At 67.7% G+C, this 13,020-nt stretch carries 8 protein-coding genes; 4 read left to right on the top strand and 4 right to left on the bottom strand.

Annotated features, from left to right (window positions below):
- Window positions 1–17: 17 nt before the first annotated feature.
- A complete protein-coding gene (locus tag KF791_01285) occupies window positions 18–1,100 on the bottom strand; it encodes a Gfo/Idh/MocA family oxidoreductase (GenBank protein MBX3731207.1) in 1,083 nt (360 codons plus the stop codon).
- A 169-nt stretch (window positions 1,101–1,269) separates the two neighbouring features.
- On the opposite strand from KF791_01285, the gene serB reads away from it, so the two are divergent.
- Both serB and KF791_01275 read left to right on the top strand, forming a co-directional pair.
- Window positions 1,270–2,172 carry a phosphoserine phosphatase SerB gene (gene serB, locus KF791_01280; GenBank protein ID MBX3731206.1) on the top strand — a complete coding sequence of 301 codons (903 nt, stop codon included), beginning with the start codon at window positions 1,270–1,272 and terminating at the stop codon, window positions 2,170–2,172.
- Window positions 2,173–2,186: 14 nt separating this feature from the next.
- Entirely contained in the window at window positions 2,187–2,984 is a 798-nt protein-coding gene (locus tag KF791_01275) for a methyltransferase domain-containing protein (protein ID MBX3731205.1), read from the top strand.
- A gap of 163 nt (window positions 2,985–3,147) precedes the next feature.
- On the opposite strand, the gene fdhD is transcribed toward KF791_01275, so the two are convergent.
- Both fdhD and KF791_01265 read right to left on the bottom strand, forming a co-directional pair.
- Window positions 3,148–3,948, bottom strand: coding sequence for a formate dehydrogenase accessory sulfurtransferase FdhD (gene fdhD, locus KF791_01270; GenBank protein ID MBX3731204.1), 801 nt, complete (start codon window positions 3,946–3,948; stop codon window positions 3,148–3,150).
- Window positions 3,949–3,980: 32 nt separating this feature from the next.
- The gene (locus KF791_01265) at window positions 3,981–5,024 is read right to left on the bottom strand and encodes a LacI family DNA-binding transcriptional regulator (GenBank protein MBX3731203.1); all 1,044 of its coding nucleotides are present in this window, start codon (window positions 5,022–5,024) and stop codon (window positions 3,981–3,983) included.
- Between the two features lie 167 nt (window positions 5,025–5,191).
- Between KF791_01265 and KF791_01260 the strand changes: the two genes are divergently transcribed.
- The gene (locus tag KF791_01260) at window positions 5,192–8,812 is read left to right on the top strand and encodes a VCBS repeat-containing protein (GenBank protein MBX3731202.1); all 3,621 of its coding nucleotides are present in this window, start codon (window positions 5,192–5,194) and stop codon (window positions 8,810–8,812) included.
- On the opposite strand, the gene KF791_01255 is transcribed toward KF791_01260, so the two are convergent.
- Window positions 8,806–9,750: a tetratricopeptide repeat protein gene (locus tag KF791_01255; protein ID MBX3731201.1), complete on the bottom strand. Its 945-nt coding sequence runs from the start codon at window positions 9,748–9,750 to the stop codon at window positions 8,806–8,808. The genes KF791_01260 and KF791_01255 overlap by 7 nt on opposite strands.
- 161 nt (window positions 9,751–9,911) lie before the next feature.
- On the opposite strand from KF791_01255, the gene KF791_01250 reads away from it, so the two are divergent.
- On the top strand, window positions 9,912–13,019 hold the full coding sequence (locus tag KF791_01250) for a PSD1 domain-containing protein (protein ID MBX3731200.1): 3,108 nt from the start codon (window positions 9,912–9,914) through the stop codon (window positions 13,017–13,019).
- The last annotated feature ends 1 nt before the right edge of the window (window position 13,020 follow it).

The following is a 13,020-nucleotide window of genomic DNA, read 5'->3' as shown; positions in this document are numbered from 1 at the left end:
CCGACTCTCCGGGTGGCCTAATTCCGGAAGCCGCCCTGTCCGGCCGCGGGCGCCCCGCCAAAGTCCGTCGTCCGCAGCGCCTGTTCCGACTCCCGGATCTGCCGGGTGACCTCGAAGGCGACTTCGAGGGCCGCCCGCGCCTGTTCGCCGGTCACGCGGGGGGTCTGACGCTCCTGAACACAGGCCACAAAGTGCGCCAACTCCAGGCGCAGTGGCTCCTCCTTGGCGATGGGCACCGGCTCGCGGACGATCCGGCGTCCGGCAAATTCGCTGACAATGGCGGACTCCCGGGCGGCGAGGAGCTTTTTGAACAGCGAGCTCTCCGGTTCGTCGTCGTGCGCCAGCCGGTAGACGAAACCCTCCTGCGCCCGGTAGTCGAGCGAGATATAGCTGGGCTCCGGGCCGGCGCTGAACACGCGGATCTTGCGCATGCGCTCCGGGCTGATCCGGCTGGCCGTGATGTTGGCCACGCACCCGTTGGCGAATCGCAGCCGCGCGTTGGCAATGTCCTCACTCGCACTCAGCACGGAAATGCCCACCCCTTCGACGGACACCACCGGCGACTTCACAAAGGCCAGGATGACATCGAGATCATGGATCATCAGGTCCAGCACCACGCCGATGTCGGTGCTGCGCTTCGGGTAGGGCGAAAGGCGGTGGCATTCGATGAAGCGGGGATGACGGGCGACCCGCTCCAGGTAGCCAAAGACCGGATTGAACCGCTCGACGTGGCCCACCTGCAGAATGACCCCCTGCCCTGCCGCCAACGCCACCAGCGCCGCGGCGTCGGCCCCGTTGTCGGCCATCGGCTTCTCGATGAGGAGATGACGCCCCGACTCCAGGAGGTCCCGCGCAATGGCCGCGTGGGTGACCGTGGGTGTGACGATGGTGAGGGCATCCGCGGCTGCCGCGGCCTCCGTGAGGCTGGCAAAGGCCCGCACACCGTGCTTGAGCGCCTGGGCCCGGGCCGCATCGGGCTGGACGTCGAACACGCCGGCGAACTGGCACACACCGAGACGTGCCAGCTCGGCAAGGATGCGGGCATGCTCCTTCCCGAGGGAACCCACGCCGACCACGGCAACACGAACGAGGGACGACACCCGTACAGGCTACCGCCCCGGACCGCCGGACCAGAAGCCCAAAGCCAGTCGCAATCTCCACGGACCCATGGGCATGTCCACCGGCCGCGCCCCGGTGTCGCGACCGGCTCCCACCGATTCGCCGGACTTGCCAGTCGCACCGGGACCCCCAAGCTGAGAGGACGTTGAAATGAGTGTCGTCATCGCACAGGGCCCTGGAATTTCGGGGGAGTTTGCCAAGGTACTGGCGGACCGCATTCACGCGGAGAGACGCATGCCGCTCGCCGCCACTGCATGGTGTCTGGAGGGCGGGAACCTTGATGACGAAGCACGGGCGTGGTGCGCCGGGAACCAGGTGGATGTGGCCCAACTCGTGACGCGACGGCCGCTCTCCGGATACCGCGTCCTGGCGATGGACATGGATTCCACCCTGATCGCCATCGAGTGCATTGACGAACTCGCGGCGCTGGCCGGAGTGGGTCCCAAAGTGGCTGCGATCACCGCAGCAGCGATGCAAGGCGGACTCGACTTTCCCTCAGCCCTCAAGGCGCGGGTCGCACTGCTCGCGGGTCTCGACGCCGGAGCCCTTGCCCGGGTGTACTCCGAGCGCCTGGAACTCTCCCAGGGAGCCCAAGCGCTTCTGGATGCCGTCCGGGCCGCGGGACTGAAGACCCTGCTGGTTTCGGGAGGCTTCACCTATTTCACCGGGAGGCTGTCCTCGGACTTGTCGCTCGACCACGCGCTGGCCAACGAGCTTGAGATCGTGGGGGGCCGCCTCACCGGGCGGGTCCACGGACCCATCGTGGATGCTGACGCCAAGGCGGAGCGCCTGGCTGTGGTATGCCGCGACCTGGGGTGCACGACCCGGGACGCCATCGTGATTGGGGACGGGGCCAATGATCTGAAGATGATGGCGCTGGCCGGATTAAGCGTCGCATTCCGTGCCAAGCCGCTTGTGCAGCGCCAGGCGGATGCGGCTCTAAATTTCAGCGGACTGGACGGTGTACTGCATCTGGTCGGTGCGGCCCCCCTTCGTCCGGAAAATGTGCGGTTGCCATTACCCCGCGACCATTCGGTTCCGGGGCTCCCCTAGCCTACCAGGATTCAATGCGTCATTCCTTCGTTCTGTCCACCCTCAAGAAACTGTTGAGCCTGGGCCACCTATCGCCTAGCGACTCCGTCCTCGCCCTCTGTGCCGCGGGCCCGGAGCAGCAGGTGTTTTCGGAGGCCGGCCTGCGGGTGGCGACCATCTCGAACCTGGACGACCGGCTGATTCGTCCGGATTTCCCCCCCTACAGCTGGAGCCTCCAGGACGCCCAAAACCTGACGTTCGACGACAACAGCTTTGACCACGTGTTCGTGTCGGATGGGCTGCACCACTGCAGTTCCCCGCACCGCGCCCTGTTGGAGATGTTCCGGGTGGCGCGCAAGATGACGATCGTCTTCGAATCCCGAGACAGCATGCTGATGCGGCTGGGTTGCCGGCTGGGCCTGTCCGCAGAATTTGAGGTCGAAGCGGTGATCGGCAGCGGCATGGACCGTGGAGGGGTGAACAACACCGAGGTGCCCAACTATGTCTACCGGTGGACGGAGCGGGAATTCGCCAAGGCGATTCAGTGCTTCCATCCGTATGGGCCCTGCCGGTTCCAGTACTTCTACGGAATGAACGTTCCGGTGGCCCGGTTGGGTATGTACCGGTCACCGATCAAGAAGCTCGTGGCGCAGGCATCGGTCCCCGTCGCCAAACTCATCGAATGGGTGGTGCCCTCGCAGGGAAACTCCTTTGCGATGGTGGCCCACAAGCCGGGACCCGATGAACTCTGGCCCTGGCTGAAACGCGTGAATGGCCGGGTGTCCTTCAACCGGGAGTACGCGGAACAATTCCGGGCGAACGCCAAATCCTGAGAAGAGAACCCAAGTCCCTGCGCCACGGGACCCACACCCTGTCGCCCGGAGTGAACAGGCCCGGGGACGCCCTGCCGGCGCCTCGGAGGATGCGCAACGTTCCGGACGCCATCGCCGACCGGACCCCAACCTTCGCGGGGTCAGACTCCATACCGGCGCACCGTCAACCCGGCCCACCAAGCCGCTCCGATCCGCTGTATACGTTGAAACGGCCCGGCCGGAGGAAGCCGATGAGGGTCACGCGGCTGGCACGGGCAAACTCCACGGCGAGGCTCGTCGGTGCCGACACTGCGGCCACGAGACCGATGCCCGCGGCGACCGCCTTCTGCACAATCTCAAACGAGACCCGGCCGCTGACCAGCAGGCCTGAGGTCCCAAGGGGACAGTGGCCATCGAGGAAGGACCGGCCGACGACCTTGTCCACGGCATTGTGCCGCCCCACGTCCTCCCGCAGGCCGGTGATGTGTCCGGCCGCATCAAACAAGGCGGCCGCATGCAGGCCCCCGGTGGCATCGAATGCCAACTGGCCCGCCCGCAGCGACTCCGGAAGCGCCAGCAACCGGTCCGGCGCGATCCGGAATGTTGAACGGACTGCGGGAAACTGTCGCTGCACCGAGGCGATGCTCGTTGCGCCGCAAAGGCCGCAGCTGGAGGAGGCAAACACGTGTCGCGTCAGCCGCGCGAAATCCACGGTGACCTCCGGCTCCAGGAAGACATCCAGCACGTTGCCCCGCCGGTTGCGGACGTCGGGCCGCACTGCCCTCAGCTCGGCCCGCCGCCGCAGCATTCCTTCCGACACCAGGAATCCCACCGCAAGCTCCTCATCGTGTCCCGGGGTGCGCATAATCACGGCGACCGGGCGGGTGTCCACCCGCAGCTCCATCGGTTCCTCGACGGCGACGGTGTCCAGCCGCCGCCGCACCGACCCAGGCAGCGTCCAGCGGGAGACCCGGATGCGCTTCATGACACTAGGCGGCGACGGATCGGCGGATCCGCTCACACATCTGGTACCGGTGTCGGCACGGCCCGTGTGCCGCCCGGAGGCGCGGTGCTCGCCCGGATCTCCAACTGCGCGGGCAGCCGCTGGGACGACACCGCCTCGCCCCGGAGCATTCGAAGCATGGTATCCATGGCCACCGCCCCAAGCCGCAGCTTGGGTTGACGCACCGTCGTCAGCGGCACCCGGAAGTATTCCGCGGCAAGCACGTTCCCAAACCCGACGACGCTGACGTCTCCGGGAATGCGGAATCCCTGGTTGAGCAGGGTGTCCGCCGCCCCGATGGCCACCAGGTCGTGCGCACACTGGATGGCCGTGGCCCCCGAACCCTCCTGAAGCCACTGGAGAGCGGCCGAGGCCCCTTCCTCGATTGTAGCCCCGGCATTGAACACGAGCTGGTCATCCAACGGCACTCCGGTCTCCCGGTGGGCCCGGCGATAGCCCTCAAGACGCTCCAGCGAGGCGGGCGACACACGGGGGCCGGAAAAGAAGGCGATGCGCCGGTGTCCCAGATCCAGGAGATGGCGGGTCACCGCGACGCTCGCCTCCAGGTCATCGGTCTCTATCGCGGGGAAGGCCTCACAAAACGGGGCCCGGTGCCCCAGCAGCACCACCGGAATACGACGGCGCAGCAGTTCCTCGTAAATCGGGGCCGCGGGCTCCATGCGATACACCGGGGACAGAAAGATGCCGTCCGCCCGCCGCGCAATCAGCCGCCGCAGCACGGCCTCCTCGCGGTCCGGACGGTTCAGCGTCTGCGTGACGACGAGGTCATAGCCCAGTTCATGCGCCCCTTCGCCCAGACCCAGGAGGATCCGGGCGTTGACCGGGTTGGTGGCGGCGGACATGACCAGCCCGAGAATCCGGCTTTTCTGGTTGCGCAGGCCCTGGGCGCTGATGTCCGGGACATAACCCATCTGTGCCGCCAGGCCTTGGATGCGGGCCTTGGTGGCGGCCGAGAGGTCCGGTTTATCCCGAAGGGCCTTGCTGACCGTCATCACCGAGACCCCGGCGGCGGCGGCGATTTCCTTGAGGCGAACCATCTCGCGGGAAGGAAGGCAGAAGTGGCGGCCGGGAAACAAGTCCGCGCTCCGGAATCCCTGCACCCTCCCGCCGCTGCACCTTCAGGTACCCGCGGTCGTGCGGCGCATTCCCGCAACGCGGGATTGACCCGGCGGTGCAGGCCCCCTTGGCTTTGCGTGACGTCCCCGTGCGAGTGCTCCGATTCATCCTCGCGGCCTGCGGCCTGCCTCCCCTGGCGGGTTTCACCGCATGCGCCCTGGAATGGGCGCAGGGCTCCGGGTTTCGGGCTGCGCCCCTGGCAGTTCCCGCCGGCGGCCGGGCAGGCTTCACGTTGCTCGATCCCGCCGCCCTCGGCATTGATTTCTCGAACGCGCTCTCCGACGAGCGGATGCGGACGTTCCAAAACTTGATGAACGGCTCGGGCGTGGCCGCGGCCGACGTGGACGGCGATGGCCTGGTGGACCTCTATTTCTGTCACAAGCAGGCCGCCAACCAGCTTTATCGAAACCTCGGCAACTGGCGGTTCACCAACATCACCGCGGCCGCCGGGGTGGGTTGCACCAACCAGACCTCGGTTGGGGCCGTCTTCGGCGACCTCAACGGCAACGGCGCCTCCGACCTGATCGTCACCGCATTCGGCACACCAAGCCGGGTTCTGCTGAACGACGGGCGCGGCCGCTTCCATGAAGCCGCATCCGGTTTGACCGGGCGATCCGGTGCCACCTCGGCGGCGCTTGGGGACGTGAACGGGGACGGATCCCTGGATCTGTATCTCTGCAACTTCGCCGTGCAGGCGGTGCTTCGGGACGGCGGAGTGATTTCGACCCGCATGGTCAACGGCCGTCCGGAGGTGACCGGTCGCTTTGCCAACCGGCTGCGGATCATCGAAGGGGTCCTGTATGAGTTCGGGGACCCCGACTCCCTGTACACCAATGACGGTGCCGCGCGATTCGCCGAAGTCCCCTGGGAACAGGCCTTCCGCGATGCCGCCGGCCGCCCCATGGCGGCACCATGGGATCTTGGACTGGCCGTGCAAATGCGCGACATCAATGGCGACGGACTTCTGGACCTTTTCGTCTGCAACGATTTCCAGACGCCCGACCGGCTGTGGTTTGGAGATGGGACCGGCCGTTTCCGGGAAGCCGGGGAATTTGCCCTGCGCAACATGAGCCTGGCCTCCATGGGGGTGGACTTCGCCGATCTGGACCGGGATGGCCGCTACGATTTCTGCACGGTGGAAATGCTGAACCCCAGCCTGGGTCAGCACCTGCGCACCTCCAGCGGTCGAATGCCCCTCCGGCGGGTGGCGGGGATTTTCAACGACCGAGAGGAATTCCCCCGGAACTGCCTGTACTGGAACCGCGGTGATGAAACCTGGGCGGAAATCGCCAGCTTTGCCGGCGTGGCAGCCACCGGATGGTCCTGGACCCCCATCTTTCTGGATGTGGACCTCGACGGCTGGGAGGACCTGCTCGTCTCCAACGGCCATCGTCACGATGTCAATGACCGGGACATCAACGAGCGCGTCCGGTCACGTCCCAACCAAAGCCAGCAGGCCACCCGATCACTGCTCTCGGAGTATCCCCGGCTGGAGCCTCCCAAGTTTGCGTTCCGGAATCGTCACAACCTCACCTTTGAGGAGGTGAGCCGCGCGTGGGGCTTTGACTCCACGCGCATCGCCCACGGCATGATCTTGGCCGACCTCGACGACGACGGCGACCCGGACGTGGTGGCCAACGCAATGGAGGGACCGCCGCTGGTCTACCGCAACAATTCGAGCGCGCCACGGGTGGCCGTGCGCCTGCGGGGGCGCCCCCCCAACACCGCGGGCATCGGCGCCGAAATCCTCATGCGCGGCGGACCGGTGGAGCAGCGCCAGATGGTGGTGGCCGGCGGCCAGTACCTTTCCCACAGCCAGACGCAGCGCACCTTTGCGGCCGGCGATGGCCTCATGAGTCTGGAAGTCCGCTGGCCCTCCGGGGCGGTCAGCCACATCGGCGGGGTCCTGCCCAACCACGTGTACGAGGTGGATGAGTCTGGCGCGGGTCCAAAACCCGGTTCGCCGGCCGTCCCGCCGCCGATGCCCACCTGGTTCACCAACCTCAGCGCCCTCCTTGCTCACCGGCACCAGGATCCGGAATTCGATGACTTCGCCGTGCAGCCCCTGCTGCCGCAGCGGTACAGTCAGGGAGGCCCGGGAATCTCCTGGATGGATCTCAACGGCGATGGACACGAGGACCTGGTGGTGGGAACCGGACGCGGCGGCCGGCCGGGGGTGTTTCTGGGGGATGGACGCGGAGGATTTCAGCCCGTTCCCGTGGACGGCCCGGTGGTGCCCGATGACCTTGGGGCGGTACTGGGCTGGACCGGCACCGACGGGCGGCGCGAACTGGTCGGGGCTCTGGCACGTTTCGAATCCGGAACCGGCCCGGCCCCCGCGGCACTCCGATGGAGCTGGACGCCCGGGGCTCTCGAGTCCGACGCCCCGATCCCGGGGGACGGAGCCAGCATGGGTCCGATGACCCTCGGCGACGTGGATGGCGACGGTGACCTCGACGTCTTCCTCGGAGCGCGGTTCACCAGCCGCCGCTGGCCGGAGCCGGGCGGCTCGCGATTCCTCCGCAACGACGCCGGCACGCTGGTGCCTGTTGGCGGCCCGTGGGACACCGTGGGGCCGGTCAGCGACGCGCTGTTCGTGGACCTCCTCGGGGATCCGCGGCCGGAGCTGGTGCTCGCGTGTGAGCTGGGACCGATCCGGGTGTTCGCCCACCATGATGGCGATTGGATTGAACGGACGCGCGACCTCGGACTCGACACGGTCACGGGCTGGTGGAACAGCGTGGCCGTCGGGGATGTGGATGGCGACGGCCGCCTCGATCTGATCGCCGGAAACCGCGGCCGCAACACGTTCGCCGAGATCTGGGGCGGCGGACGCGTCCGCCTGGCCTCCGGCGACTTCGATGGATCGGGCACCCTCGGAATCGTGGAGTACGTTTCCGACCGCGGCGTCCTGCGTCCGCTGCGCGACAGGACCACCCTTGCGGCCTCGCTCTCCGACCTGCCGCTGCGCGTCCCGACCCACGCCGCATTTGCGGCCACGGAGGTGTCCGCACTCCTCGGTCCTGCTGCCGGCAAGGCGCAACACCACGGCGCGGACCATCTGGAATCCATGGTCTTCCTCCGCCGCGGCGACCGGTTTGAGGCGCGTCCGCTGCCGTCCGAGGCGCAGTGGGCGCCGGTTTTCGGAATCGCCGCAGCAGATTTTGACGGAGACGGGCATCTGGACCTCCTATTGGCCCAGAACCTGTTCGCAGTCCGACCGGAGGATACGCGGATGGACGCCGGGCGCGGGCTGCTGCTGCGGGGGGACGGTCATGGGGGCTTCCTGCCGGTGCCCGGGGACCGCAGCGGGATCGCGATTTACGGGGAACAGCGCGGCGCCGCGGCGGCGGATTTCGACGCGGACGGCCGCGTGGACCTGGCCGTTGGCCAGAACGGCGCGGCGACCCAATTGTTCCGGAACCTCGCCGCGACGCCGGGACTCCGGGTCCGCCTCGAAGGCCCCGCCGCCAATCCAGACGGGGTGGGCGCGGTCTTGCGGCCGATCCGCAGAGAACGCCCGGGTGCGGCACAGGCCGTAACGTCCGGCGGGGGGTACTGGTCACAGCCTTCAGCAGTGACCGTGGTGGGCGGGGTGCGCCCGGACGCCATCGAAGTTCGGTGGCCCGACGGAACGGTCACGAGGACCGGTGTTGCGCCCGGCACCCGGGAGCTCCGGGTGCGCCATGCGGACGGCAGGCGTCAGTAGCCGCGAGCCTGCTTCAAGCGCCTGGCCTGTTCGAGCGCCCGCACTCCCGGGGTCAGGTCGGGACGCAACCGGACGGCCGTCTCCAGCGCGGGGATGGCATCATCCAATCGGCCCAGGGTGAGCGCGGATCGCCCCAGATTGAACCAGGCCTCCACATAATCGGGATTCAACCGGGCTGCGTGCGCGAACTGCGGCACCGCGTCCGGAACCCGTCCGGCCCCTGCAAGCGCGGTTCCGAGGTTGTTGTACGTGACGCTGTCTCGATCGTTGACCCGGATCGCCTTCTCAAAGTGCGCGATCGCCTCGTCAAACCGGCGCTGCTTGACCAGAAGATTCCCGAGGTTGTTGTGGGCCTCCGCATAGGTCGGCAGGAGTTCGATGGCGATCTCGTAGTGGGCCATCGCCTCGTTGGTCCTGCCGAGGCGGGCCAGAAGGTGGGCGAAGTTGAAATGGACCTCTTCGTTATCCACCACCTGGGAAATCAAGGCCGCATAGGCGACCTCCGCCTCCGCCAGCCTGCCGGCCCGCGCCAGATCCTCGGCCTCCGCAATCTCGCCGGAAACGTCGTCGGCGCCGAGCAGATCCAGAGGCAGCGGGACGATGCCAGCATCACCCGGTTCGTCCGCAGCCGCCTCCGTCGCGGCATCCCCGGGCTCAACGACTGCCGCCGGGGACGTTGAAACGGGAGCCTCCGGACCGCCGGTCCTCCCGCAACCGGCGGCAACGAGCCCGCAGACGATCAGTCCGAAAACCAATCCTCCGGCCGGATGCAGCCATCGCCGGAGCGTCTCCGGAGATTCCGGAGATTCCACTCCCTGCGAACTCCGGAGCCCCAATCCGCCGGGCCTTCCTCCCAGCACCCCGTTCACGGACGCGCGCTTTGTGGCCGGACGGCCCGCCCGACGCCCCCACCGCCCGATGCTGGTGATGTATGGCATACGTTGCTTGTCTTCAAACGCCTTCGGTTGCCTCCGAAAATCTATGTCCAAACCCACCGGCAGCAGCAACAGCCAATCCGTCCATCGAAACCGTTCCCCCAAAAAATACCCCGTTGGAATTCGAAGGGGCATTGCGCCATGGTGGTCCAAGCAAAGCTCCGATGAAGGCCCCCGGTTGGATTGAACAAGTGCGCCTGCCCGCCGTGGCCGGGTTCCTGGTGCTGGCCCCGGCGACTTGGGCGGCGCCACGTGTGGACTTCAACCGTGAGGTGCGACCCCTGCTCGCCAACACCTGTTTCGCCTGCCACGGGCCCGACGCCACCAAGGTGAAGGGCGGACTGCGCCTCGACGAGCGGGAACGTGCACTGCTGCCTGCGAAGTCCGGCACCCTGGCGATCGTCCCCGGAGATCCCGATGCCAGCGAGCTGGTCCGGCGGATTGAACTGTCGGATCCCGACGAGCAGATGCCTCCACCGGAGTCGCACAAGGTCCTGACCGCAGACCAGCGGCGGGTGCTCCGTCAGTGGATCGCGGAGGGGGCCGAATACCAGGGCCACTGGGCCTATCGGAAACCGGTGCGAACCGCAGCCCCGGCGGGTCCCGCCGCCGTGGATCAGTTCATTCGCACGCGCCTGGCGGCCGAGGGGCTTGCGCCCGCCCCGGCGACGGATCGCCGCACCCTGCTGCGCCGGCTCTCCTTCGACCTCACGGGATTGCCACCCACTCCCGATGCGGTGGAGGCCTTCGAGCAGAATCCTTCGCCCCGCGCGTACGAGGACCTGGTAGAGGCCCTGCTGGCGTCGCCCCATTACGGGGAGCGCATGGCGCTGGGCTGGCTCGATGTGGTGCGGTTTGCCGACACGATCGGGTACCACTCGGACACCCCACGAAACGTCTGGCCCTACCGGGACTACGTCATCCGGGCCTTCAACCGCAATCTGCCCTTCGATCAGTTCACCCGCGAACAACTGGCGGGTGATCTGCTGCCGGAGGCCACGGTCGAGCAGCAGGTGGCTTCCGGCTTCAACCGGCTCCTTCTCACCACGGAGGAGGGCGGCGCCCAGCCCAAGGATTACGAGGCGCGTTACCTGACAGACAGGGTCCGCGCCGTCGGGACCGTCTGGCTCGGACAGACCCTCGGCTGCGCCCAATGTCACGACCACAAGTTTGATCCGGTCACCGCCCGGGACTTCTACGCGATGGGGGCATTTTTTGCCGACGTCTCCGAGCCGATTGTCGGGCCTCGCGAGCCCGGCATGCTGGTGCCCAACACCGAGCAGGAATCCGCGCTGCGTCAACATCAGCAGCGGGTGGCCACGCTCGAGCAGGCACTGCACGGGCCGCATCCGGAACTCGAGGGCCCCTTCAACGCTTGGCGCCAGGAACAACGGCATCTGCTGGAATTGGATGACCGTTGGACACGCATCGCCCCGGCTTCGGCCACCGCGGACAGCGACGCCAGGCTCGAAATTCGGAACGACCTGTCCCTGCTCGTCCGGGGCCCCAATCCGGACCGCGACACCTACCGCCTGCGCCTCGTCCCCGGAATTTCGCGGATCGCCGGCATTCAGTTGGAGGCGCTGCCGGACGATTCGCTGCCTTCGAAAGGACCCGGGCGGTCCGGCAACGGCAACTTCGTGCTGACCCGCATTCGGGCCCGCATCGAATCGCCTGACGGCACGGCACGCCCGCTCCTCCTGGAGGAGGCCGAGGCGTCGTGGGAGCAGACGCTGCATGCCGAACGGCACCCGCACCGGCGTTGGACGGCCGGCAGCGCTGTGGACCCCGGCGACGGCGATGAGACCACTGGATGGGCCATCCTTCCAGCCGTTGGGCGGGTGCACCGGCTGCGTGCCGTCGTCCCGGACGCCCCGGAATTGGCGGACGGCGACGCGGTCGTTGTCGAGATCCGTCAGGCCCATGGCCAGGGGCACAATCTGGGCTGTTTCCGGATTTCCATGACCGGAGATCCGGAGCTGGCAGCGGCCCCGCCGTTTCGACAGCCGTCGCCCCCGGTGATCGCCGCGCTCCGGGCCGATGAGGATCCGGACACCGAGCCGGCGCGGACGGTCCTCTGGGCGGAATACCGGGATCAGGCGCCGGACCTGGAGCCGCTGCGGGACCGCCTTGAGAACGCCCGCAAGGCCCGCGCGGACTTCGAGGCGATGCTGCCACGGAGCCTGGTCACCATGCGGACCGGGCCCCTCCGCACCGTCCGGATTCTCCCGAGGGGCAACTGGCTCATCGAAACCGGAGAGGAAGTCCCGCCGGCGATCCCCGCCTTCCTGCAGTCCACGATGCAGGCACCCGCCGGAGATGATCGGCCCACCCGACTGGACCTGGCGAACTGGCTGGTTTCGCCGGAGAACCCGCTCACCGCCCGCGTGGTCATGAACCGGCTCTGGCGGCAGTTTTTTGGCACCGGCCTCTCCAGGGTCATGGACGATTTCGGGGCCCAGGGCGAACCGCCGTCGCATCCGGAGCTGCTCGACTGGCTGGCATGCGAATTCCAGGAGTCGGGTTGGGATCTCAAGCACATGGTGCGCCTCCTGGTGCTCAGCGACACCTACCGGCAAAGCTCCCGGGCTCGGGAATCGCTCCGGGTGCGCGACCCCGACAACCGCCTGCTGGCGCGGCAGGGACGCTGGCGGCTGGAGGCCGAACTGGTCCGGGACCAGGCCCTTTGGATGGCCGGGCTGCTGGCGCTCGATCTCGGAGGTCCCAGCAGCCGTCCGTATCAGCCCGACGGCTACTGGGAGAACCTCAACTTCCCCCCGCGAACTTACGAGGCCAGCACCGGTGACCGGCAGTACCGCCGCGGCCTCTACACCTGGTGGCAGCGGTCCTATGTACACCCCAGCATGCTGGCCTTTGATGCGCCGACCCGCGAGGAATGCGCGGCGGAGCGATCGCGGTCCAACATCCCCCAACAGGCGCTGGTGCTGCTCAACGACCCGACCTACGTGGAGGCGGCCCGCGCGCTTGCCGCGCGCATCCTCCATGAGGCCTCCGGCGACGACTTCGCCCGCCTGACCTGGGCCTGGCGTCAGGTGCTGCTGCGGACCCCCACCGCCTTCGAACTGACCACGCTGGCCGCCTTGTTGGAGCAGCATCGCGCCGACTACGAGGCCGATCCGGACGCGGCGATCCGCCTGCTCCGCACGGGGGCATTTCCGGCTCCGGACGATCTCGATCCCGCGACCCTTGCCGCGTGGACCAGCGTGGCCCGGGTCCTGCTGAATCTGCACGAAACCATCACCCGCGCCTGAC

The organism is Verrucomicrobiia bacterium (assembly GCA_019634635.1).
Lineage (GTDB): Bacteria > Verrucomicrobiota > Verrucomicrobiia > Limisphaerales > UBA9464 > UBA9464.
Note: the sequence above shows the minus strand (reverse complement) of the source record. Positions and strands in the feature narration are given on the sequence as shown.

Excerpts from the sequence above, each read along its gene's own strand:
- serB (MBX3731206.1), top strand. The coding sequence starts at position 1,270 with ATGAGTGTCGTCATCGCACAGGGCCCTGGAATTTCGGGGGAGTTTGCC.
- KF791_01275 (MBX3731205.1), top strand. The coding sequence starts at position 2,187 with ATGCGTCATTCCTTCGTTCTGTCCACCCTCAAGAAACTGTTGAGCCTG.
- fdhD (MBX3731204.1), bottom strand. The coding sequence starts at position 3,948 with ATGAAGCGCATCCGGGTCTCCCGCTGGACGCTGCCTGGGTCGGTGCGG.
- KF791_01265 (MBX3731203.1), bottom strand. The coding sequence starts at position 5,024 with ATGGTTCGCCTCAAGGAAATCGCCGCCGCCGCCGGGGTCTCGGTGATG.
- KF791_01255 (MBX3731201.1), bottom strand. The coding sequence starts at position 9,750 with ATGCCATACATCACCAGCATCGGGCGGTGGGGGCGTCGGGCGGGCCGT.
- KF791_01250 (MBX3731200.1), top strand. The coding sequence starts at position 9,912 with ATGAAGGCCCCCGGTTGGATTGAACAAGTGCGCCTGCCCGCCGTGGCC.